The following is a 23,968-nucleotide window of genomic DNA, read 5'->3' on the forward strand; positions in this document are numbered from 1 at the left end:
GAAAGGGGTTTCGCGCGACGCTTCCATCAATAACAAGCCCAAGCGGAGTACCACAGATGGCGTTCTTCACCGCAGCCAGCAAAGCCGACTTCCAGCACCAACTGCAAGCGGCACTGGCGCAGCACATCAGTGAACAGGCACTGCCACAAGTGGCGTTGTTCGCTGAACAATTCTTCGGCATCATTTCCCTGGACGAACTGACTCAACGTCGGTTGTCCGACCTCGCTGGCTGTACCCTTTCTGCGTGGCGCCTGCTTGAGCGCTTCGATCATGCGCAACCGCAAGTGCGCGTCTACAACCCCGATTACGAACGCCACGGCTGGCAATCGACCCACACTGCGGTCGAAGTGCTGCACCACGACCTGCCATTCCTGGTGGACTCGGTGCGTACCGAGCTGAACCGTCGCGGCTACAGCATTCATACCCTGCAAACTACCGTGCTGAGCGTGCGTCGCGGCGCCAAGGGTGAGTTGCTGGAAATTCTGCCAAAAGGCACCCAGGGCGACGACGTCCAGCAAGAGTCGTTGATGTACCTGGAAATCGACCGTTGCGCCAACCCCGCCGAACTCAACGTGCTGACCAAAGAGCTGGAGCAAGTGCTCGGTGAAGTACGCGTCGCGGTAGCCGACTTCGAACCGATGAAAGCCAAGGTCCAGGAAATCCTGACCGGGCTGGACAACAGCCGGTTTGTCGTCGATGCCGACGAAAAAGCCGAAATCAAAAGCTTCCTGGAATGGCTGGTGGGCAACCACTTCACGTTCCTGGGCTACGAAGAGTTCGTGGTGCGCGACGAGGCCGATGGCGGCCACATCGTCTACGACCAGAATTCCTTCCTCGGCCTGACCAAACTGCTGCGCACCGGCCTGACCTACGATGACCTGCGCATCGAAGACTACGCCGTGAACTACCTGCGCGAACCGACCCTGCTGTCGTTCGCCAAGGCTGCTCACCCAAGCCGTGTGCACCGTCCGGCTTACCCGGACTACGTGTCGATCCGTGAAATCGACGCCGACGGCAACGTCATCAAAGAGTGCCGCTTCATGGGCCTGTACACCTCGTCGGTGTATGGCGAGAGCGTGCGGGTCATCCCGTACATCCGCCGCAAGGTCGCGGAAATCGAACGTCGTTCCGGCTTCCAGGCCAAGGCTCACTTGGGCAAGGAATTGGCGCAGGTGGTCGAAGTGCTGCCGCGCGACGATTTGTTCCAGACGCCGGTTGACGAGCTGTTCAGCACCGTGATGTCGATCGTGCAGATCCAGGAACGCAACAAGATCCGCGTATTCCTGCGCAAAGACCCGTACGGCCGTTTCTGCTACTGCCTGGCCTACGTGCCGCGTGACATCTACTCCACCGAAGTGCGCCAGAAGATCCAGCAAGTGCTGATGGATCGCCTGAAAGCCTCGGATTGCGAGTTCTGGACCTTCTTCTCCGAATCCGTGCTGGCTCGCGTGCAACTGATCCTGCGCGTTGACCCGAAAAACCGTCTCGATATCGATCCGGTACTGCTGGAAAAAGAAGTGGTGCAGGCCTGCCGCAGCTGGCAGGACGATTACGCCAGCCTGGTGGTCGAGAGCTTCGGCGAAGCCCATGGCACCAACGTGCTGTCCGACTTCCCGAAAGGCTTCCCGGCCGGTTACCGCGAGCGTTTCGCAGCGCATTCGGCTGTGGTCGACATGCAACACCTGTTGAACCTGAACGAAAAAAATCCGCTGGTGATGAGCTTCTATCAGCCGCTGGGCCAGGTGTCCGGTCAGCGTGAGCTGCATTGCAAGCTGTACCACGCCGACACCCCGCTGGCGCTGTCCGACGTGCTGCCGATTCTGGAAAACCTCGGTTTGCGCGTGCTGGGTGAGTTCCCGTATCGCCTGCGTCACACCAATGGCCGCGAATTCTGGATTCACGACTTCGCGTTCACCGCAGCCGAAGGTCTGGAGCTGGACATCCAGCAACTCAACGACACTCTGCAGGACGCGTTCGTCCACATCGTGCGCGGCGATGCCGAAAACGATGCGTTCAACCGTCTGGTGCTGACCGCCGGCCTGCCATGGCGCGACGTGGCACTGCTGCGTGCCTACGCCCGTTACCTGAAGCAGATCCGCCTGGGCTTCGACCTCGGTTACATCGCCAGCACCCTGAACAACCACACCGACATCGCTCGCGAGTTGACCCGGTTGTTCAAGACCCGCTTCTACCTGGCGCGCAAGTTGACCGGCGATGACCTGGACGACAAGCAACAGCGTCTGGAACAAGCGATTCTGAGCGCACTGGACGACGTTCAGGTATTGAACGAAGACCGCATCCTGCGTCGCTACCTGGATCTGATCAAGGCCACCTTGCGGACCAACTTCTATCAGACCGATGCCAACGGCCAGAACAAGTCCTACTTCAGCTTCAAGTTCAACCCGCATCTGATCCCAGAGCTGCCGAAGCCAGTACCGAAGTTCGAAATCTTCGTTTACTCGCCACGCGTCGAAGGCGTGCACCTGCGCTTCGGCAACGTTGCTCGTGGTGGTCTGCGCTGGTCCGACCGTGAAGAAGACTACCGCACCGAAGTGCTGGGCCTGGTAAAAGCCCAGCAAGTGAAGAACTCGGTGATCGTGCCGGTGGGTGCGAAGGGCGGCTTCCTGCCGCGTCGCCTGCCACTGGGCGGCAGCCGTGACGAGATCGCGGCCGAGGGTATCGCCTGCTACCGCATCTTCATTTCGGGCCTGTTGGACATCACCGACAACCTGAAAGACGGCGCGCTGGTTCCACCACTGAACGTCGTGCGTCATGACGACGATGATCCGTACCTGGTGGTTGCAGCGGACAAGGGCACTGCGACCTTCTCCGACATCGCCAACGGCATCGCCATCGACTACGGCTTCTGGCTGGGTGACGCGTTTGCATCCGGTGGTTCGGCCGGTTACGACCACAAGAAAATGGGCATCACCGCCAAAGGCGCGTGGGTTGGCGTTCAACGTCATTTCCGCGAGCGCGGCATCAACGTCCAGGAAGACAGCATCACTGTCGTGGGCGTCGGTGATATGGCCGGTGACGTGTTCGGTAACGGCTTGCTGATGTCCGACAAGCTGCAACTGGTCGCGGCATTCAACCACCTGCACATCTTCATCGATCCAAACCCGAACCCGGCGACCAGCTTCGTCGAGCGTCAGCGCATGTTCGATCTGCCACGTTCGGCGTGGTCGGATTACGACACCAGCATCATGTCCGAAGGCGGCGGGATCTTCTCCCGTAGCGCAAAAAGCATCGCGATTTCCCCGCAGATGCAAGAGCGCTTCGACATCAAGGCTGACAAGCTGACCCCGACCGAACTGCTCAATGCCTTGCTCAAGGCACCGGTGGATCTGTTGTGGAACGGCGGTATCGGGACTTACGTCAAGGCCAGCAGCGAAAGCCACGCCGATGTCGGCGACAAGGCCAACGATGCGCTGCGCGTGAACGGCAACGAACTGCGCTGCAAAGTCGTGGGCGAGGGCGGTAACCTCGGCATGACCCAACTGGGTCGTGTGGAATTCGGCCTCAATGGCGGCGGTTCCAACACCGACTTCATCGACAACGCCGGTGGCGTGGACTGCTCCGACCACGAAGTGAACATCAAGATCCTGCTGAACGAAGTGGTTCAGGCCGGTGACATGACCGACAAGCAACGTAATCAGTTGCTGGCGAGCATGACCGACGAAGTCGGTAACCTGGTGCTGGGCAACAACTACAAGCAGACTCAGGCACTGTCCCTGGCGGCCCGTCGTGCCTTGCCACGGATCGCTGAATACAAGCGTCTGATGAACGATCTGGAAGGTCGCGGCAAGCTGGATCGCGCCATCGAGTTCCTGCCGAATGAAGAGCAGATCAACGAGCGCATCGCGGCAGGCCATGGCCTGACACGTGCCGAGCTGTCGGTGTTGATCTCCTACAGCAAGATCGACCTCAAGGAGCAGTTGCTGGGCTCCCTGGTGCCGGATGACGACTACCTGACTCGCGACATGGAAACCGCTTTCCCGCCGACCCTGGTGAGCAAGTTCTCCGAAGCCATGCGCCGTCACCGTCTGAAGCGCGAAATCGTCAGCACCCAGATCGCCAACGATCTGGTGAACCACATGGGCATCACCTTCGTTCAGCGACTCAAAGAGTCGACCGGCATGAGCCCGGCGAACGTGGCTGGCGCCTACGTGATCGTGCGTGACATTTTCCATCTCCCGCACTGGTTCCGTCAGATTGAAGCCCTGGATTACCAGGTTTCCGCTGACGTGCAACTGGAGCTGATGGACGAGCTGATGCGTCTGGGCCGTCGCGCTACACGCTGGTTCCTGCGTGCCCGTCGCAACGAGCAGAACGCTGCCCGCGACGTCGCGCACTTCGGTCCGCATCTGAAGGAGTTGGGCCTCAAGCTCGACGAACTGCTCAGTGGCGAGATCCGCGAGAACTGGCAGGCTCGCTATCAGGCGTACGTCGCAGCCGGTGTGCCGGAGTTGCTCGCACGCATGGTGGCTGGCACTTCGCACCTGTACACCCTGCTGCCGATCATCGAGGCTTCCGACGTGACCGGCCAGGACCCTGCGGACGTGGCCAAGGCCTACTTCGCCGTGGGCAGTGCGCTGGACATCACCTGGTACCTGCAACAGATCAGCGCTCTGCCGGTTGAAAACAACTGGCAGGCCCTGGCCCGTGAAGCGTTCCGCGATGACGTCGACTGGCAGCAACGTGCGATCACCATCTCCGTCCTGCAACAGGGCGACGGTACTCAGGACGTGGAAACACGCCTGGAACTGTGGATGGCGCAGCACGAAGGCATGATCGAACGCTGGCGTGCCATGCTGGTGGAAATCCGTGCCGCCAGCGGCACTGACTACGCCATGTACGCGGTGGCCAACCGTGAACTGCTCGACCTGGCATTGAGCGGTCAAGTGGTAGTGCCTGCCGCTGCTGCCCTCGAGTTAGAGCCGGCTGCCTGATCAGGCGTTGAATGAAAAAGCCTCGTCTTGAGAGAGGCGGGGCTTTTTTATGTCTGAGGCTTTTGTGCTGTCTGGACCGGCCTCTTCGCGGGCAAGCCTCGCTCCTACAGGCCTACACATTACCTGTAGGCGCGAGGCTTGCCCGCGAAGGGGCCGCAGGCCCTAATACAACTTTTGCTGCTTGTTGATATCAATCATCGACACATTAGTTGTCGGGCTGGTCAATAAATTACTGAGCGACTGGTCAAACTTTTGCAGTGCCCTGACTTGCACATTCTGCTGTTCGTTAATGTCGGCAACAATCTCTTCGCTGCGTTTAAAGTCCGCCCATACAGGGCTTACGGACTTGGCGTCATGCCCCTGTGCAGTACCGATGTAATTGAAGTTCTTGTCGTAAAAGTCTGCACTGACGTCCGCCTGAATATCCGAACTGCGCGAAGTGATCAACTGACTGCGACTGTCGACGATGGCCACCACATCCGGTTTTGCAGCCTTGAGGCTTTGCATGTCCGGGTACACCGTTACCGTACCGAACTGGCGTTGCAGCGAAGCCTTGACCCAGTCCACCGCGAGGTCGGGTTTGGAAGTGGATACGTAGGCGTCGTGAATCGGCTGGACCAGCAGGCTCTGGCCGAAGCCGGTGCCGGCATTGGCCTGGTAGTCTTGCAGGTAGGCGCGGTTAGTCTGAGTATTGCGGCTGTACACGACGCCCAACGCAACCTGCCGGCCGTTGGTAATGCTGGTGGCACTGCTGCGCCCAACCGGTTGCGTAAAGATGCCGTCCAGCGAGGACACTGCGGAAGGTGCGGTGGGGATCGAGCAGCCGGTTAATACAGCAGTAATTGTCAACGTACTGACAAGCGCAAGTTTCATGGTGTTTCTCCAGTGAAACAACATCAGTCGGAAAGTTAAACTCGCCGGAAGTGGCCGGCAGTAACTCCAGACTAAACCGCACACGCAGGAATTAAATAGCCAATATCCACAGGTGTCAGGGGGTCATTAGTTTTGTTTGGTTTAAAGATATCGGGTTAATTGCCTGGAGAAATAAAAAAGCCCGAATCAATGATTCGGGCCTTTTTATTTATGGCTGTTCGTTCAGCGATCAGTTTTCCAGTGGGATCAACACTTTTTGTTCCGGCGATAACACCATGAATACCAGCAGCTTGGCAGGCTTGGTCTTACTGGCGTTTTTCGAGACCAAATGTTCAGCACCTGCCGGTTCGTACCAGAACTCGCCGGCCTTATAGGTTTTCGCGTCCTCACCCTTCACCTGCGAAGTCACTGCGCCTGACAGTACGTAGGCCATGACCGTGCCTTCATGTTTGTGAGCGATGGACGCCTGGCCGGGCTTGTAGTCAACCTCAACCATCAGGGCTTTTTCACCCGGTACGTTTTTCAGCATCTGGTCCTGCAATACCGTGATCTTTTCAGAAGCATCATGGGCAAATGCTGAAGCGGATACGGTCAAGGCCAAGGCAACAAGAGGGGCAGCACAAAAGCGCAAAACGTTCATGGTTCATCACCTGCAATGGATTAGTTGTCAGGGACAAATCTAGTCCGCTACCGCGTGCAATCAAACAGCCAATATTCGGGAAGGTCAGGGGACCAATCCAGCGTTTTTTAAAAGCAAAAGATCGCAGCCTTCGGCAGCTTCACAGGGAACGATGTGGGAGCTGCCGAAGGCTGCGATCTTTTGCTCTTGCTTTTAGCGAATCGGAAAACTGTTGAAGTCGACGGCGTTGGCCAGCTGGCAGTCAATCAAATCGATAAAGCCTTGAACCTGAGGGCTGTTGAAGTGCGATTGCATCGCTGCTTCCGATTGCCAGTGAGCGCTGACGGTCCAGCGGTTACTGTCCTCGGGGCAACGGTCAACCATATAGGACTCACAGCCCGGTAGTTCGCGCAGGGTTTCGACAATCTTTTGCAGTTGCTTGCCCAGTTCGTCCGAACGGCCGGCGACAGCCTGCACCTGTAAGGTATTGATCACTTCGTTGGACATTGCTCACACTCCTGAATCAGGCCGGACGAATCCTGCTCATTGAGGGATAACGCCCATGCAGGATAGGCCTGCACCCCCGGACCGCCAATAGCCAATCGCCGGATAAAGCGGCAGACCAATCGTCAGGCTACTTGCTGCAAGATGTCTCGCAGGCGATCCAGGGCCGTATCGATGTCCAGTGTTTCGATGGCGCCAAAACCGAGGAGAAGCCCGGCCCTTGGGGGGTGTTGGTAGAAAAAGTTGTCGATGGAATAGAGCCCGACTTCCACTTTTTTCGCCAGTTCGATCACCAGTGGAATATCGATAGGCACTTTGCACATAACGACCATGTGGAAACCGGCCGTACTCGGAACGGGGTCAAGCCAGGGCGAAAGGTCACCGGCCATCCGCGCCAATATGCGGTCGCGTCGGCCGGCGTAAATCGTATGGCAACGCCGAATGTGCTTGAGCAGGCAGCCTTCGGCGATGAACTTGGCCAGTGCCCACTGGGGCAGGGTGGAGGTGTGCAGGTCGGTGAGTTGCTTGGCGCGGACCACCGCTTCGAGGATCGCGGGCGGCAAAATCGCATACCCAAGTCGCAGCTCCGGCAGCAGGGTTTTCGAAAAAGTCCCGACGTAGGCGACGATCCCGCGCTCATCCATGCTTTGCAGCGAGTCCGTAGGCCGGCCTTCGTAGCGAAATTCGCTGTCGTAGTCGTCCTCAATGATGATTGCGCCCAGTTCGTGGGCCTTGGCCAGCAATGCAATCCGCCGCTCCTGGCTCATCGGCATGCCCAGCGGGAACTGGTGGGACGGGGTGACGTAGATCAGCCGGGTGCCGAGGGGAATCTTGTCCACCTGAATGCCCTCAGCGTCCACCGGAACGCCGATGACCGTCGCGCCATGGGTACCGAACAACAGGCGTGCCGGCGGATAACCAGGGTCTTCCATGGCGACAATGCTGCCCGGACGTATCAGCACCCGGGAAATCAGGTCCAGGGCCTGTTGAGCACCGTTGCACACCACCACATCTTCGTCCTGGCAATTGACCCCGCGCGAGAACGCGATGTGCCGGGCGATGGCGTTACGCAGCGCTGGCAGGCCTTCGGGCAGGCTGTAGAAGCCCTTGGAAGCGGAGATCTGGCGCAACGCGTGGGAAGTGCAGCGTCGCCAGTCGTCCTGCGGAAATTGGCCCTTGCTGGTGGCGCCGCCAATGAAGTCGTAACGCAGCGACCCTTCCAGCGTCGGGTGGCGCAGAAACACCGGCAGGTTGCGCCAGGATTCGATCACCTCGAACCCCGCCAGCTCCGAATGGCTCTGTTTGCGCTCGACCTTCGAAGCCCGGGCGTTGACGTAGGTGCCTTTGCCGATCACCCCGGTGAGGAAGTTTTCGTAGGTCAGTTGAGCGTAGGTGTCGGAGATGGTTTTGCGCGAAATGCCCAATTGCTCGGCCAGCAAGCGGCTGGGCGGGAGTTGGGTCCCTGCTGCCAGACGACCCGTTTCGATGGCGCTGCGCAGTTGGTTGTACAACTGGCCCGCCAGGTCCTTGCGGCCGTTAATGACAACATGTAGTTCCATACTGGCGTAGCTCCGGGCAATTGAGGCGCGTGTGCGTCGCGCCAGATTACGCTCATCCGCTGGCTGTGCAGAAGTTGCGTGGCCGAAAAACTGTCAATTGGCCTGGCGTCGAGTGGTGCGCGGTTATTTCGCTGAATTGGACCTGTAACGCTCACGTATCAACCGATACGGTAAATGGCACACCACCGCCGCATGAGGCCCGCCATGAACCCCCGTCTGGATTACTACAGCGCTTCACCCAAAGCGATGAAAGCCATGATCGCCATGGAAGCCCTGACCAGCAGTTTGAGTATTGAATCGGCGCTGCTGCACTTGATCAAAATCCGCGCTTCGCAGCTCAATGGCTGCGCATTCTGCACCGACATGCATTCGGTAGATGCCCGGCGCCTGGGTGAAAGCGACCGGCGCCTGTATTCCATTGTGGTGTGGCGCGACAGTAATTTCTTCAACCCCCGTGAGCGCGCGGCGCTGGGCTGGACCGAGGCTGTGACGCTGCTGTCGGAAAATCATGTGCCGGACGACGTCTACGCGCTGGCGCGGGCGCAATTCAGCGAAGGTGAACTCGTGGACCTGACCATCGCGATCACCACCATTAACAGCTGGAATCGTCTGGCGGTGAGTTTTCGCCAAACCCCCAGCATCTGAAAAGATCAACAGATCTAAGCCTGCGGCTACGATCTGTTGATCTGTCACACCAGATTCATGAATGGTCGGCAGGATAAAACGAGTAACAACTATTTGACAGGGAGTCGACGATGCAATTCTTGGGCACTTTCCCAGGGGCCGATATTGATCCGGTGCTGGCGCAATGTTTCAGCGTCACCGCCCGTTGCGGCTGTTTCATGCAGGCGGCCCGCCGGCTCAATATCAAGGCGACCCTGTTGCGCAAGCAATTGGCACAGCTTGAAACGCAGCTGCAATGTTCGTTGTTCAGCCCGTCGGACAATGGCGTTGCCCTCAGTCGTGACGGGTTGCAGCTGCATGCGCAACTGATCGCACTGGCCCACGAGCGTGACCTGCCGGTGATTGAACAACCGCAAGTGCGCCTGGCTGTCGCCGAGTCGATCCTGCATGACATTCTGGGTCGCGATCTGGTGGCCATGTTGCGGCGCAACGCCAGCGTACGACTGGACATCATCAACCTCGACAGCGAACTGTCCCTGCAAGCGGTCAGCGCCGACGTGGTTGTGTGGCTGGCCGGAACCGATTCGCCGCTCCCCGGCCCGAGCTTTGCCGTGGCTGAGCCCCGGCGTCTGGCTCGGCTCGATTACCTGCCCCACATCGCCAAACGCTACTCAAGGGTTGCCTCGCGTCCGGAGAGTCTCGACGACCTCGCAGACTTCCTATTGGTGCAATGGCAGCATGACCGGCAAATCGACAGCTTCCGCCCCTGGAACACGCTGGTGGAGCAACGCCTGGCCGGGGTCGTGCAATTGCATTCGTACGAATTGATGCTGGAAATGGTCCGTTGCGGTGCGTGCATTGGCCTGCTACCCGGCTACATGAGTCGTTTTGACCGTGGTTTGACCGGTTTGCCAGAGCTGTTCAGCCAACCGATGCAGCGTCAGGTGTGGATGGCGGTGAATGCCGAAACTCAAAACGAGGTTCAGGTGCAGACGATTGTCGAGTTGATCCACAACACCTTCCACGAGCGCAGCGAATGGTTCGAGCGTTGACCAGGTCAATGTAGGCGCTGTCGCAGGCTGCGATCTTTTAGCGGCATTGACCAATATCAGGGGTTTGCTTTTACACTCCGGATTAAAGATCAAAAGATCGCAGCCTGCGGCAGCTCCTACAGGGGGCGAGATCTACTTCAAGGAAGATTTACTGTGACGTTAACCGAACCCGTTATCACCCTCGAACGCCTCAGCGAAGCTCACATTGAGGGCATCGCTGCGCTTTACCACGAACCAGCCGTCGCCCGTCAGACGCTACAAATGCCGTTTCCGTCCACCGAGACCTGGCGCAAACGCCTGGACTCGGACAACGAACGGGTGGTGCAACTGGTGGCGCTGCACCAAGGGGCGGTGATCGGCAGCATCACCCTTGAACAGTTTTCACGCATCCGGCGCAGCCATGCCGGCAGCTTTGGCATGGGCGTTGCGGCGGCGTGGCAGGGTAAAGGTGTTGGCTCACAACTGTTAGAGGCCGCACTGGATATTGCAGACAACTGGATGAATCTGCGAAGGGTCGAACTGAGCGTTTACGCGGACAACGAAGCGGCCATCAGGTTGTATCGCAAGTATGGCTTTGAAGACGAAGGCCTGTTTCGCGACTACGCGGTGCGTGACGGGGTATTCGTCGACACCTTGAGCATGGCGCGCCTGCGTCGCCGGCCCAAGGCCGGTTGAATCACTCGCCCAAGGCGAACGCCACCGCTGCCTTCGCGTGCAGGGCAGTGGTGTCGAGCAAGGGCAGGGCGCTGTGTTCCGGTTTGATCAGCAGGCTGATTTCGGTGCAGCCGAGAATGATCGCCTGGGCACCGCGGCGGGTCAGTGACTCGATGACTTGCTGATACACCTTGCGCGATGTCTCGCTGATCACCCCGACGCACAGTTCGTCGTAGATGATTCGGTGCACCGCCTGGCGTTCATCCGCCTCCGGCACCAGCACGGTCAACCCTTGTGCGCTCAGGCGATCCTTGAGGAAATCCTGTTCCATGGTAAACGCCGTGCCCAGCAGCCCGACTTTCAGTGCGCCGGCATCGACGGCTGCCTGGCCGGCCGGATCGGCAATATGCAGGAACGGAATGTCGATCGCCGCCTGAATCTGCCCGGCTACCTTGTGCATGGTGTTGGTACACAGCACCACGCAATCGGCACCGCCCGCCTGCAAGCGCTGCGCCGCATCCACCAGTATCAGCGCCGCATCGTCCCAACGACCGGCATGCTGGGCCTGTTCGACAGGCCCGAAGTCGACGCTGTACATTAGCAATTTTGCCGAACGCAACGGCCCGAGCCGGTCGCGCACCTGCTGATTGATAAGACGGTAATACTCGGCGCTGGACTCCCAGCTCATGCCGCCGATCAGGCCGATGGTACGCATGTTGTGCTCCTGTTGATGGCTACCCAATGCCCAAGAGTGTCCCGTGGATTGCATTCCCGATCTATCAGGAAATTTCACATGCCCAGCGTATTGAGCCAAGCGTTGCTCGGCGGCCGACTCTGCGTGCAACTGTTGCCCCGGTCCGCCTACAGCGCGCGTGATCCTGCGCAATGGCAAACCCTCGGGGTAACGCTGGAACGCCAGCAAGGCGTGCATGCGATCGATTCGGATCACCGGATTGATTTTGACACCTTGCCCGGCGTGTTGGCTTATACCCCAATCGGCGTCGAAGTGTTTTCCGAGTCCGCGACGGGCGGGGAATACCTGCTGATGCGTCTGGATGAGGCGTTCGCGGGTGAGCATTTACCTGCCGTCGATCATCGGCTGCAAACTTCGGGTAATCGCCAGGTGCTGGATCAGGCGCGGCAGGTCCGGCGGCTGTTACTTTCACTGCAACCCGACATGCTGGCACTGGAGCAATGCGCCCTGGGTTTCGTGGGGCTGGTCCAACCGAACAGCGAATACCGCCAGCAGGCGCAGCCCAAGGTTTTTGCCCGCGTGCTGGACCAGATATCCGAACAGTTTCATCAACCCCTGACCCTGGCGCAGTTGGCCGCCACGTATGGGCACAACGAGTTGCGCTTTCTGCGCGACTTCACCCGCGCCATCGGCCTGACGCCGCATGCCTACCTCGTCGAAGTACGGTTGCAGGCAGCTCGGCGGATGATCGAGCACACCGACCTGCCGCTGGCCAGCATCGCCCTGGATGCCGGCTTCGCCCACCAGTCCCACATGGGCAGCGCTTTTCGCAAATATCTGGGCATGACTCCCAGCCACTACCGCTCGCGCTTTTAGTCGTACGCCGCTGGCGCGCTTCTGCCATGCTCAAAGTCCGCAGCACCGCTTCAACCAAAGGAACACCGCAATGGACGACGTACAACAACTGGGCGAGATGCTTCGTCACTACGCAGAAAGCGAAGCGCACAAGAAGCAATTGTTTGAATCGCAGTCGGCCGAGTGGGCCAAGCGCATTGGTGCACTGTTCGATCAGATCCAGCAGTGGCTGGAACCGGTCAAAGCGCCGAATCTGCTGGAGGTCAGCCGTGAAGCGTATGTCGCGTCTGGCCCGAGTGTTGCGGTGGAGACATCCACCTTCAAGACCGAAAAACTGAGCATCCTGATCGCCGGCAAACCGGTGGAGTTCGTGCCGGATGTGATGGGTGTTGGCGGGCAGATTTCAGTGGCGGTGATGGGCTTTACGGCGGCGCGCTATGGCAGTGTTTCGCTGGTGTGTCAGCCGCCTTCGGATGGCTGGCAGTGGCGCAAGACCAATGGCCTGAAAGACCCGGATACCTTTGCCTTCGATGCGAACTTTTTAGCGCAACAGTTGCAGGTTCTGATCCCCCGCGAGCGCAGCTGAAACACCAAAATCCCCGTCTTCTTGTCGGCGCTGCCGCAGGCTTTGAGCTTTTGATTTTGTTTTTAAAAGCAAGATCAAAAGATCGCAGCCTTCGGCAGCTCCTACAGGGCTGCGTGGCATCAAACCTTTCAACCTGTCAGTCGCGCTCTGATGCTTGTTGCGCCGCAAGTTCATCGTCAATACCACACAAGAACCGCATATACCCCACTGTAGGAGCTGCCGAAGGCTGCGATCTTTTGATTTTGTTTTTAAAAGCAAGATCGAAAGATCGCAGCCTGCGGCAGCTCCTACAGGGCTGCGTTGCATCAAACCTTTCAACCTGTCAGTCGCGCTCTGATGCTTGTTGCGCCGCAAGTTCATCGTCAATACCACACAAGAACTGCATACCCCACTGTAGGAGCTGCCGAAGGCTGCGATCTTTTGATTTTTTAAAAGCAAGATCGAAAGATCGCAGCCTTCGGCAGCTCCTACAGGGCTGCGTTGCATCAAACCTTTCAACCTGTCAGTCGCGCTCTGATGCTTGTTGCGCCGCAAGTTCATCGTCAATATCACACAAGAACTGCATACCCCACTGTAGGAGCTGCCGAAGGCTGCGATCTTTTGATTTTTTAAAAGCAAGATCGAAAGATCGCAGCCTTCGGCAGCTCCTACAGCGCTGCGATCTTTTGACTTTTAGCTGATCACTTCAACGCCGGATCACCCATGTTCATTTTCTTCCAGCCCTGCAACAACACCTGGGCTTTGGGTTCCTGTCCGCTGTCGAGGTAGTACTGAATCAGCGCCAGCCGCGCGTTGCGGTTGGCGGGCTGCACTTTCAGCAGCCTTTCCAGTTCTGCACATGCCTCATCAACCTTGCCGCTGTCGTGCAATGCCACGGCCAGCACGTAGCCGAACTGCGCGCTCTGCGGTTCCAGTTGCGCGGCTTTGTGCAGGAACGGCATGGCTTGGTCCGACTTGCCCGCACGCACCAGCGACAGGCCCTGGGTATGTTGCAGCAGGGCCGCGTCCGGGTGTTCCTTGAGACTCTCGGCCAGCAGCGCCTGTGCTTCGGGACTGCGGCCATTGGCGTCCAGCCATTGCACCAGCGTTACCAATGCCGGGTAGAAGTCCGGGTCACGCTTGAGGGACGTGCGCAACAAGGTTTCGACTTCGCCGCCGCGTCCACTGGCCTGATAGAGCATGGCCAGGTTCAAGTTGGATTCGGCGCGCTCGGCGAGGCTTTTCTGCACGGTTTCGTATTCGGCGATGGCGGCCTCCCAGCTCCCCTGAGCGTTGCCCAAACCATTGCGTGCCACGCTGAGCAAATCCCGCGCCGCTGTAATGCGTATGGCTTTCACCGGGTCACTGAGTAACGGCGATAGCAGCGCTGCGCGTTCCTCTGGCGGCAGGAACGCACTGATGGCGTGGACAGCGCTCTCACGCACCTGTGGTGCCGGGTTGTTCAAGTCTTTGGTGGCTAGCTTCAACGCCTGTTCGCTTGGATACAGCGGCAGTTCGGCCAGTAACGTCGCCCGTTGAATCGCCGGCAGGTTGCTGCGTTGCAGTTGCTCGTACAAGGCCTGCGCCGCGCCGGGCTGACCGTTGCGAATCAGCCACAGGCTTTCGTCGTAACGCGGGGCCTCTTGCGCTGTACTGGCGGTGTTCCACAGCTTGAACTGCTCGGTGATCTTGTCGCCTGCCTTGCCCTGGTGGCAGGTCAGGCAGGCATCCGGCGTGCCGAGTTTCGCTGCGCGCTCGGGGTTGGGGATACTGAAACTGTGGTCATGGCGGAAGTCGTTGCCCATGTAGAACTTGCCGGGCATGTGGCAATCGATGCACTGCGAGCCCGGTTGGCCCATGGTGTGGCGGGTGTGTTCGATGGAATCGTAATTCTTCGCTTGCAGGCCCTTGCCGTCGACGCCTTCCACAGTGGTTTTGCCCGCCGTGTTGTGGCATTGCAGGCACACGCCATTACCCGGCGCCTTGAGTTCGGTGCTGTGGGGGTTGTGGCAATTGCTGCAGCGCACCCCCTTGTCGAACATTTTGCTCTGGGCGAAGGAGCCGTGTTCGAACACTTCGTCCTTGATTTTGCCGTCCAGGGCATACAACTCGCGGGTCAGCGCGCTTGGCAGATAATCATCCATCAAGCGTTTGCCGACAGTAAATCCGTCACCTAATGGCGCGCGCCGGGAGTGGCAGCGGGCACAGGTCTCGATTTCGACAGTGGCGTTCTTGTCCTTGAGGTCGACGGCAAATCCGGCATGAATCAGGTCGGTCTTTTTCGCCGTCCACTCCAGGTGATTCGAGGCGGGACCGTGACAGGCCTGACAGCCGACACCGAGGCTGTTCCACTGGCTGTCGAAAGTGTTTTTTGCCGCGTCGAAGTTGCGTTTGAAGCCCGTGGTGTGGCACTCGACGCACATGAAGTTGGCGTTTTGGCTCGGTTTGCTCCAGTGCAGCGGGTCTTTGAAGTTCACGCCCTGGCCCGGATAGAGATGAAACCAGCGATGTTTTTCGGTATCCCAGGCCACGCCGAGGGCTTGCAAGCGACCTTCGCCAACTTCGATCAGGTATTGCTGCAACGGTGCGATGCCGAAGGTGTAGGCAACTTTGAAGTCGGCGTTTTTGCCGTCGATGCCGGGCGTGTTAACCCAGAAGCCATCGTCCTTGCGCGAGAAACGGGTGGTTTCATTTTCCGCTTTGAAGGTGACGTTGTTGAAGTCGCCGAGCATGGTGTCGGCATTGGCTTGCTGCATCGCCAATTGGTGATGGGAACCTTGCCAGTCCTTGACCTGCGCGCTGTGACAGCCCTGGCATTGTTGCTCGTCGACCATTTTTGCCGGCGTCACAGCGACCGGTTGTGGCTTGGCGGGTTGGGCGGCCGGCGCGCTGACCGGTGCATAGGTCACGGGCATCGGTTTGCTGCTGAACAGAAACCAGCCGATGCCCACGACAGCCAAAAGCAATACGCCAATGGTGACGGGAAACAGGTAGCGATTAATCAGGTTCGGTTGCGAATCAGGGTTGGGCGTTGCTGCATTATTTTTATGTTTCGGCATTGCGACTTCCGTAGTCCAGGTGCATTTGCCGTCAGGCGCGCGTTCAGCTTGATGCAGCTTTGCCGGATGACCGGCGTCTGTCAAATGACGGTTGTGATCCGTTATGCAGCATTGGATGAATATTCTGACTTTTGATCGCGAAAAGCTATTTATTGGCTATACCTGTACATCCCTTACTCGTTCCGATGACGATCCACTTACAGGAGTTACGCATGAAGTTAGCGTTAATGATGAGCAGCGTATGCATGGCCTCGATCGCGATGGTCGGTTGTGCCAGCAAAGTCGTGGAGCCCGATCAGTATTCCGGTTTTCTCAAGGACTACAGCCAGCTCAAGGAAGCCAAGTCGCCGTCTGGCGCAACGGTGATGCGCTGGGTAGATCCCAAGCTCGACATCAACAAGTTCACCCGTGTCTACGTCGAGCCGACCCAGCTCTATCCCAAGCCACAACCCACTGTGAAAATCCCCCAGGCGACCCTGAACGGCATCACCGGTTACTACGATCAGGCGCTCAAGCGTGAAATCGGTAAATCCCTGCCGTTGGCAACGGGTCCTGGTCCGGGTGTGATCGTGGTGCGTGCCGCGATCACCGCCGTCAGCAGCAAGACCGAAGGTCTTAAGCCTTACGAAGTGATCCCGATTGCCCTGGTCGCCGCAGCGGTCAGCACGGCCAGCGGCATTCGTGATCAGGAAACCGACCTGGCCACTGAAGCCGTGTTCCTCGATGGCGGTACCAATCATGTGCTCGCCCAGGTTGTTCGCAAGGGCACCGGTAAACCGCTGGAAAACGACTCCCAAGTGATGAAGGCCGATGACGTCAAAGGCGTAATCGATGGCTGGGCGTCGGATTTGCATCAGTCGTATCTGAAACTCAAGGCCAAATAAGCACCTGAACGCTTTACCCGCACGCCCGCGGTTGTTGTCTGAAGAGCAACCTGTTGCTCAATACTCGGCGCGGGCCAGCCGGTTGTAATAGCTGATGAGGGCGTCATAGCTGCGGGTGACGGTGTAGAAATCATCGCTCAATCGCTGCGGTTGGGCTTTGTTTTGCCAGTCCTTGTGCAGGGTGCCCAATGCTTTGAGGTACTGCTGCGTCGGCCTGGCAATTTCGGAATAGAGATAGATCGGTACTTTGTCCCGGTCACTTTGCGCAAATTGCGGGCGGAGGAACGGTTGACCGGAGTCCCAGGCCCGCTGCAGATCTTCCGTGGTTTTTGCCAGTGCCTGGGGCGTCAGGCTTCTGTTTTTTACACCTTCGCTGACCAGGTTCAGGGTGTCTTTGGCCTGAATCATGTAGGCAAGCAGATACCAATGGATGTCTTTACCCAGACGCGTTTCGAGCAATTTGATTTGCTGGCGGCGTTGTTCAAGGTCTAGTGTCTCGACGCGTTGTTTCAAGACGGTGGACGCTTCAAGATAGTCATCAGCCTTGAGCTTGAACTGTGAGGCAACGGCAGGCGCAAAGTCGTAGGTTCGCGATGAAAAGAAACGCTCTCGGTAAAAGTTGATCTGCTCAGTCAGTGGCGTCACACGTTGCAGCGCCTGTACGTAACGGTCGGCCATCAGCGATATCGGTTTGTCGTACTGCAAAAGGTTGAGCTTCTCGCTGATCTTCGCCGAGCAGATGTCCTTTTGCACGTAGCCTACATTCCACGGACCATTGTCGTTGAAGTCATGCTGGTTAGCCTCCCAGGCCCCAGTCGGATCTGCGGGATTCTGCGGGCGTTGATACAACGCATAGGCCACTCGCCAATGCACGTCGACCCGATTGAGGCAGTCGATGACCGGGCTCTGCGCGTTGGCCTGGGCCGTGACGGGGGCGTCGTGGTTATCGAGCCACAGGTCGATGCGGGCAAAGGGTTTGCTGGCCCCTGTCAGGCCCATCAATACGAGCCCCAGCACCAACCCGACAGGAAACAGAAAGTTGGGATTCATGGCCGGTACTCCTTGCCATACCACTGTTCGACGGTCGCGGGCGCGCTGCATTCGGCGGAACTGGCCGGCATGCGACTGCAAAAGCGCTCTGCCCACTGCTGCAATCCCTGGTTGTGGTTGACCGTGCCCTGGTTGGAAATCACTTTGAGCACACCGAGCAGGACGATCAGCAGCAAGACGCCTGCGCCTGTCAGGCCGCGTTTCAAAATCGGGCTGGAGCGTTCCCAGGAAACACGCGGATTGAGCCGTCGTCTGCGCAGCAGGCCGACAGCCAATAACGTCGTCACGTAGACGCTGCTGGCGATCAGGCCGAAGACATAGCCCAATCCCACGGCCATGACCGCGCCGGGAATCAGGTCGCGCAGCCACCCGAACCATGCCGAATCAGGGTTGCCACCCGGCAACAAGCGCGCACTGAGTTGATCATCCAGCAACCACCAGCGATGGGCGAGTTGATGGCTGGTCCAGTGGAGCGCCGCGCCGCCTATTCCAAAAATCACCGACCAGAACACGGCGATGCTGATCAAACCACCCAGGCGAGTGCCCTCGGGCGCGTACTGCACAAAGGTGCCGATCAGGCAGGCAAAGGCGATCCCCAGGTACATCGGCCAGCTATTGAAGGTGTGCTCCCACTCACGCCAGAAGAAGGGGGTTGCGCCAGGCATTGCCTCGCACAGTGGCCGATGGTTGGCGTATAGCGCCGAGCTCAATTGACGGCACTGCACCCAGTCTTCATCACGCAGGCGCCGGGCCAATGCCCGACGCTGGCTGAAGCTCCATGGGCCCAACAACAGGCGTGCGGCGCGATGCTCTGGCGTTGCACAGGGTTGAGTGGCCAGAAGTTGCTGGCGAGCAATGAATATCGGCGCCTCATGCCGGGCAATCAAACCCTTCCATTCGGTATCCGGGCACGTGTTGCCCGCGCCCGTGCACCAACCCTGGCCGATGCTGACCGCCTCGAAAATGGCCGATGACCAGTAACGGCTGTCCAGTAACAAACGGCTCAACAACCGATTGAACCATTGGCGGTGATGCTCACCATTGAGCCAGCGATATTGCGAGCGTTGCGCATAAGCCTGCAAAAAACCGTCGCTGTCTTCGCGCTCAAGGGCCTCGCGCAAGGGCTGCACCATTCGCAGCTGCTGGAGCTCCAGCAACAGATCGATCTGTTCTTCATCGAGTTCAAGACGTTGCCAGGCACTGAACCAATGGAACGTGTCAATCGCCCACTCCAACTGGGCCTGGGATGTTTCGGGATGTTCGACGCAATGACGCAGCAACGCGTTTTCCAGTGCGTCGACCGCGCCGTGATCAAGGGCAGCGGTATATTGCCGTTCGAGCTCCCGGGTACCGATGCCCTCCAGCGAACGCGTGCCCCCGTGCGACGTGGCGACTTCCATTACCGAGAGGTCATTCAGGACCCAGGCGCCCGCGACGCCCTGACTTTCCTCGCTGAACTGCTCCCATTCCTTGTGCTGCAAGGCTTGTTCGTAGGCATCACGCAGGCGCTGAAACCCCTCGGGGTCTTCATCGGGCCGGGTCTGTTTGAGCAATGTCGCGTATTGGCGTTTGATACTGCGCGTATCGGCGTCGGCCGAGAGGCCAAGGACAGTCCAGCAACTCATTTGCGTGTGCAACTCCATGAAAACCTGCGACGCGATTCAGTGGTGGCAATATGATTCTGCGCACACTACCTGTTTCGCGTCGAAAAGTCCTCCGGGCCGGGCTCAGTTGCCGCCAAACCACCGGAAATACGGGTTCCCGCCATCCCCGCGCATCACCTCACGCGCATCCCTGGCCCAGGCGTCCCGGTCACCGTCATACGCATGCAGGCTTGCCCGGTAGAACAGCATCAAGCGTTGCTGGTGGGTGTTCATCCGTTCGATGAAACCCGCATCGGCATTCACCAATGGCGGCGCGATGTGCAGATCCAGCAAGGCCGGCAGCACGCGGGTGATTTCCTTGGCGCGTACCCATGGCGCATATTCGATTCGCGGCTGGTCATCGGTCACGGGTTGCGCGTCGGCGGCGAAGCGTTCAAGGCCGGCGCGATCAGTGACCCAAGTGGCGAGCAATGCGGCGGACGAACCGATGCCGACATCCTGCAAGGTGCTGCGCACGCTGTCCTGCTGAAAGCGCTGGGTGATTTTTGCGGCATCCAGTTCGATCGGTTCCAGTGAACCCACCAGCAACATCTCGTGGAATTCGCTGGTCCACAAAGTGGCGTAAGGGAAGACATCAAGAAAGCTGCGCACCAGCGAGCGCGAGTCGTCGATGTTTTGCGTGGGCAGTGGCAGCCACTGGGCAACCAGGCCCTGTTTCTGCAGACGGCTGGCGGCCAATTGGTAGAAATCTCGGGAATACAGGTTCACCACGCCGGCAGCGGAGGGCGGTGGTGGTTCAAGCGTGATCAGATCGTAGCGCTGCGGATTACGCAGCAATTCCTGGCGACCGTCGCGCAGGCGCACGTCAACGCCCGGATCGGCCGCCGCATTGAAGTTGCCCTTGAACAGCGGGGCGGCTTTGACCACTGAAGGCAGCAACTCGGCGACGACGCGATGTTCCAGACCCGGATAGCGGGTCAGGGCACCGGCGGTGATGCCGGTGCCGAAACCGATCACCAGCGCCGAGCGCGGTTCACCGTTGTGGATCAGTAGCGGCAGCAGCGCCTGAATCCGCATGTAGCGCAGGGACGGCATGGCGTCGCCGGTATTGGACACGCCCTGGATATACAGACGCTGGAAGGCTTTTTCGCCTTTGCCCTGGGTAACCACGGCGACAGTGCCGCCGCGTCCTTCTTCGTAGAACGCCAGCGTGCCATTGCGCGCGCCGGGCAGCAGGCTGGCCAGTTTGTCCATCGGGGTCAGCAGCGCCAGCGCCACCGATAACAGGCCGATCGCGACCACGCCCTGACGCCGGCCTTTTTTGACCCCATGACCCTTGCGCACCGCGAAATAGCCGATTCCGGCGGCGATGATCGCCAACAGGCCAAGGGTGCGTACCAGTCCCAACAGCGGGATCAGCACAAAACCGCAGAGCATCACGCCGATGATTCCGCCCAGGGTATTGAACGCCACGACTTCACCGACATTGCGCCCCACATGGTCGCGCCCGACGCTCAAGCGCAGGGCCACGGGAAACGCGGCGCCAAGCAGCACGGTCGGCACAAACACAATGCTCAAGGCTGCCACCGCAAAACGGGCACTCATGCCCAGCAATTCACTGGCCCCCAATGACAGCATCCAGGCCTCTGCCACGCTTTGTACGACTACCAGCCAGCGTCCCAGCAAGGCAATTTCCAGCAGGGCGATCAACCCGGCGCCGGCGATCAACAGGCCGAATACGCCCCAGGGATCGCGCAGGCGATCAACCCGACGGGAGAGCAGGGCGCTCCCCAGAAAAAGACCAGTGAGGTACGTCGCCAACACCACGGCGAAGGCGTAGGTGCGCGTGCTCATGAACTGCACGATGGACTGCGACCAGACCACTTCGTAGCCGAGCGCCACGCCGCCGGCAATCGAATACAGCCACAGCGCCAGGCGATCCGGTGCTTTCTCGGCGTGGTGTTTGGCCGGGGCTTCAACGGGCAGGGAGCGATGGCGCTGGAACCATATCGCACCGGCGGCGGCCAGCAGGTTCAGCATTGCAGCGGCCAGCGCACTGCCGCGTACGCCGAGGGTAGCGATCAGCACGAAGGCGGCGAGCAGGGTGCCGGCGATGGCGCCAGCGGTGTTCGCGGCATAAAGATGCCCGCCGGCCTTGCCCAGTTGCTGCGGGTCGGTGGCCAGCGAGCGAACCAGCACCGGCAGCGTGCCGCCCATCAGCAACGCCGGAATGCCCACGAGGGCAAACGGCAGTACCCAGGCCGCGAGGCCTACATGTTCTTCCAACCAGGCAAACGGGCTGGCCGCGAGGCTCATGGCAAACGTCGCGCCGACACCCAATATCGCCACCAGCACTTCCAGCCCGGCATACAACAGCACCGGTTGCTGCAAGCGGTCCGCCCAGCGCCCGAACACCAAGCCGCCCAAGGCCAACCCTGCAAAGAACGCACTGATCCCGGTGGTGATGGCGTACACCTCGACGCCCACCACCAACGACAGTTGCTTGATCCACAGCACCTGATACACCAACGCCGCGGCGCCGGAGACGAACAGCAACAGGGCGGGGATCAACAGCGCCGGGGAGGCGACGTTCGGGGCAGGTATGGCCGACGACTTGCTGGCGACACGTGAGGACATGGGTTTGTTGCCTTATACAGTTAGCCAATAAACATCAATCAATGTAGGAGCTGCCGAAGGCTGCGATCTTTTGATCTTGATCTTAAAAAGCAAGATCAAAAGATCGCAGCCTTCGGCAGCTCCTACAGGGAGTGTGTTCACACTCCGGAAATAGGGCCGCTCGCCGATGAAGGCGAGCGGCGGTCACGCGGTTTTACTGTGGCGCGGGTGCAGCTTTCATTTTTTCAGCAATTTTTGCATCTACCGCAGCACGGATCTGGTCGATGCTGAAGCTCGCCGGTTTCTGGCTTGGTGGATATTCGATGAACGTTTGCAGGAACCCGGCCGCTTTTTGTACCGCTTGGGCGGCCAGGTAGACGTTCTTGGTTTGCCAATCGTAATACTGGTCGGAAACCACGTCGGCGCGTTCGTACGGGTCCATTCTCAGGTTGAGAATTTTCGGTACGCGCAGGCACACGAACGGTTCGCTCCAGACTTTAAAGCCGCCTGGTTCGCGCTGTTCGCAGAACACTACCTTCCAGTTATCGAAGCGCATCGATACCAGCACGCCGTCGTCGTTGAAGTAGTAAAACTCCTTACGCTCGCCTTTTGGCTGTTGGCCGGTCAGGTACGGCAGCTGGTTGAAACCGTCCAGGTGCACCTTGAAGTTAGTGCCGCCCGACGTCGGTGCCCAGCCTTTGAGCAGTTTGTTTTTCACGTCGGTTTCGCCAGCCGCTGCAAGCAGCGTCGGGAACCAGTCCATGCCCGAGAACATCTCGTTGGACACTTCACCGGCCTTGATCTTGCCCGGCCAGCGAATGATCGCCGGTACGCGATAAGCGCCTTCCCAGTTGGAGTTCTTCTCGTTACGGAACGGCGTGGTTGCCGCGTCCGGCCAAGAGAACTGGTTCGGGCCGTTGTCGGTGGTGTACACAACGATGGTGTTGTCGGCAACTTTCAGGTCGTCGATGGTTTTCAGCAGTTTGCCGACGTCGGCGTCGTGCTCAAGCATGCCGTCCGCGTATTCGTTGCCAGGCATGCCGCTCTGGCCCTTCATCGAATCGCGTACATGAGTGAACACGTGCATGCGCGTGGTGTTCATCCAGACGAAGAACGGTTTGTCCGCCTTGACCTGTTTCTCGATGAACGCCTGCGCCGCAGCGGTGGTTTCGTCGTCGATGGTTTCCATGCGCTTGGTGGTCAGCGCGCCGGTGTCTTCGATTTTACCGTCCGCAAAGCTATGGATTACACCGCGCGGAGTGTTGGCCTTGACGAACTCGGCGTCATCCTTGGGCCAGTACGGCCGCTCGGGTTCTTCTTCGGCGTTGAGGTGATAGAGGTTGCCGAAGAACTCGTCGAAACCATGGTTGGTCGGCAGGTATTCATCCTTGTCGCCCAAGTGGTTCTTGCCGAACTGGCCCGTGGCGTAGCCTTGGGACTTGAGTGCCTGGGCGATGGTGATGTCACGTTTTTGCAGGCCCACCGGAGCGCCCGGAATACCGACTTTCGATAGACCCGTACGCAGCGGCGTCTGACCGGTGATGAACGAAGACCGTCCGGCCGTGCAGCTGTTCTCCGCGTAATAGTCGGTGAACATCATGCCTTCCTTGGCGATGCGGTCGATGTTCGGAGTCTTGTACCCGACCACGCCCATGGAATAGGCACTGATGTTGGTCTGGCCGATGTCATCGCCGAAGATCACCAGAATGTTGGGTTTTTCGGCTGCCCCGGCAGTTGCCGAAATCGCCATGACCGAGGTCGCCACCAGCGCGAGCTTCGGTAGCCATTTGCGTATGCGAGTCAT

The 23,968-nt window shown here is 59.0% G+C and carries 18 protein-coding genes; 7 read left to right on the forward strand and 11 right to left on the reverse strand.

Annotated features, from left to right (window positions below):
• The first annotated feature begins 56 nt into the window (after window positions 1-56).
• Window positions 57-4,952, forward strand: a complete 4,896-nt coding sequence (locus KUF73_RS08280) for an NAD-glutamate dehydrogenase (RefSeq protein WP_218437550.1) — start codon at window positions 57-59, stop codon at window positions 4,950-4,952.
• 162 nt (window positions 4,953-5,114) lie between these two features.
• On the opposite strand, the gene KUF73_RS08285 is transcribed toward KUF73_RS08280, so the two are convergent.
• From KUF73_RS08285 to KUF73_RS08300, 4 genes are all read right to left on the reverse strand, one after another.
• On the reverse strand, window positions 5,115-5,825 hold the full coding sequence (locus KUF73_RS08285) for an ATPase (RefSeq protein ID WP_218437551.1): 711 nt from the start codon (window positions 5,823-5,825) through the stop codon (window positions 5,115-5,117).
• A gap of 229 nt (window positions 5,826-6,054) precedes the next feature.
• Window positions 6,055-6,465, reverse strand: coding sequence for a cupin domain-containing protein (locus tag KUF73_RS08290; RefSeq protein ID WP_218437552.1), 411 nt, complete (start codon window positions 6,463-6,465; stop codon window positions 6,055-6,057).
• 192 nt (window positions 6,466-6,657) lie between these two features.
• A complete protein-coding gene (locus KUF73_RS08295; protein ID WP_218437553.1) occupies window positions 6,658-6,951 on the reverse strand; it encodes an antibiotic biosynthesis monooxygenase family protein in 294 nt (97 codons plus the stop codon).
• A gap of 122 nt (window positions 6,952-7,073) precedes the next feature.
• The gene (locus KUF73_RS08300; protein WP_218437554.1) at window positions 7,074-8,507 is read right to left on the reverse strand and encodes a PLP-dependent aminotransferase family protein; all 1,434 of its coding nucleotides are present in this window, start codon (window positions 8,505-8,507) and stop codon (window positions 7,074-7,076) included.
• A 204-nt stretch (window positions 8,508-8,711) separates the two neighbouring features.
• Here KUF73_RS08300 and KUF73_RS08305 point away from each other — a divergent pair, with 204 nt between their 5' ends.
• From KUF73_RS08305 to KUF73_RS08315, 3 genes are all read left to right on the forward strand, one after another.
• Window positions 8,712-9,152, forward strand: a complete 441-nt coding sequence (locus KUF73_RS08305) for a carboxymuconolactone decarboxylase family protein (protein ID WP_218437555.1) — start codon at window positions 8,712-8,714, stop codon at window positions 9,150-9,152.
• Between the two features lie 110 nt (window positions 9,153-9,262).
• Entirely contained in the window at window positions 9,263-10,183 is a 921-nt protein-coding gene (locus tag KUF73_RS08310; RefSeq protein WP_218437556.1) for a LysR family transcriptional regulator, read from the forward strand.
• Window positions 10,184-10,336: 153 nt separating this feature from the next.
• On the forward strand, window positions 10,337-10,858 hold the full coding sequence (locus KUF73_RS08315; RefSeq protein WP_218437557.1) for a GNAT family N-acetyltransferase: 522 nt from the start codon (window positions 10,337-10,339) through the stop codon (window positions 10,856-10,858).
• A 1-nt stretch (window position 10,859) separates the two neighbouring features.
• Here the strand turns inward: KUF73_RS08315 and KUF73_RS08320 are convergent, their stop codons facing one another.
• The gene (locus KUF73_RS08320) at window positions 10,860-11,552 is read right to left on the reverse strand and encodes an aspartate/glutamate racemase family protein (RefSeq protein WP_218437558.1); all 693 of its coding nucleotides are present in this window, start codon (window positions 11,550-11,552) and stop codon (window positions 10,860-10,862) included.
• 78 nt (window positions 11,553-11,630) lie between these two features.
• Here KUF73_RS08320 and KUF73_RS08325 point away from each other — a divergent pair, with 78 nt between their 5' ends.
• Together KUF73_RS08325 and KUF73_RS08330 are read left to right on the forward strand one after the other, a co-directional pair.
• Window positions 11,631-12,407 carry a helix-turn-helix domain-containing protein gene (locus KUF73_RS08325; protein ID WP_218437559.1) on the forward strand — a complete coding sequence of 259 codons (777 nt, stop codon included), beginning with the start codon at window positions 11,631-11,633 and terminating at the stop codon, window positions 12,405-12,407.
• A gap of 70 nt (window positions 12,408-12,477) precedes the next feature.
• On the forward strand, window positions 12,478-12,972 hold the full coding sequence (locus tag KUF73_RS08330) for a hypothetical protein (protein ID WP_218437560.1): 495 nt from the start codon (window positions 12,478-12,480) through the stop codon (window positions 12,970-12,972).
• On the opposite strand, the gene KUF73_RS08335 is transcribed toward KUF73_RS08330, so the two are convergent.
• Both KUF73_RS08335 and KUF73_RS08340 read right to left on the reverse strand, forming a co-directional pair.
• On the reverse strand, window positions 12,928-13,512 hold the full coding sequence (locus tag KUF73_RS08335) for a hypothetical protein (RefSeq protein WP_218437561.1): 585 nt from the start codon (window positions 13,510-13,512) through the stop codon (window positions 12,928-12,930). The two genes, KUF73_RS08330 and KUF73_RS08335, sit on opposite strands and share 45 nt — an antisense overlap.
• 140 nt (window positions 13,513-13,652) lie before the next feature.
• The gene (locus KUF73_RS08340) at window positions 13,653-16,010 is read right to left on the reverse strand and encodes a tetratricopeptide repeat protein (RefSeq protein WP_218437562.1); all 2,358 of its coding nucleotides are present in this window, start codon (window positions 16,008-16,010) and stop codon (window positions 13,653-13,655) included.
• Between the two features lie 212 nt (window positions 16,011-16,222).
• Between KUF73_RS08340 and KUF73_RS08345 the strand changes: the two genes are divergently transcribed.
• Window positions 16,223-16,894 (forward strand): DUF3313 domain-containing protein, encoded by a 672-nt coding sequence (locus KUF73_RS08345; RefSeq protein ID WP_218437563.1) that lies wholly within the window; start codon window positions 16,223-16,225, stop codon window positions 16,892-16,894.
• A 57-nt stretch (window positions 16,895-16,951) separates the two neighbouring features.
• On the opposite strand, the gene KUF73_RS08350 is transcribed toward KUF73_RS08345, so the two are convergent.
• From KUF73_RS08350 to KUF73_RS08365, 4 genes are all read right to left on the reverse strand, one after another.
• Complete coding sequence (locus KUF73_RS08350) at window positions 16,952-17,944, reverse strand: DUF3829 domain-containing protein (protein WP_218437564.1); 993 nt, start codon at window positions 17,942-17,944, stop codon at window positions 16,952-16,954.
• The gene (locus tag KUF73_RS08355; RefSeq protein ID WP_218437565.1) at window positions 17,941-19,569 is read right to left on the reverse strand and encodes a J domain-containing protein; all 1,629 of its coding nucleotides are present in this window, start codon (window positions 19,567-19,569) and stop codon (window positions 17,941-17,943) included. The genes KUF73_RS08350 and KUF73_RS08355 overlap by 4 nt, the downstream gene beginning before the upstream one ends.
• Before the next feature lie 102 nt (window positions 19,570-19,671).
• Window positions 19,672-22,185 (reverse strand): fused MFS/spermidine synthase, encoded by a 2,514-nt coding sequence (locus tag KUF73_RS08360; RefSeq protein WP_218437566.1) that lies wholly within the window; start codon window positions 22,183-22,185, stop codon window positions 19,672-19,674.
• A gap of 193 nt (window positions 22,186-22,378) precedes the next feature.
• Window positions 22,379-23,968, reverse strand: a complete 1,590-nt coding sequence (locus tag KUF73_RS08365; RefSeq protein ID WP_218437567.1) for an arylsulfatase — start codon at window positions 23,966-23,968, stop codon at window positions 22,379-22,381.

This window comes from Pseudomonas sp. PD9R, assembly GCF_019200975.1.
In the GTDB taxonomy this organism is placed as follows: domain Bacteria; phylum Pseudomonadota; class Gammaproteobacteria; order Pseudomonadales; family Pseudomonadaceae; genus Aquipseudomonas.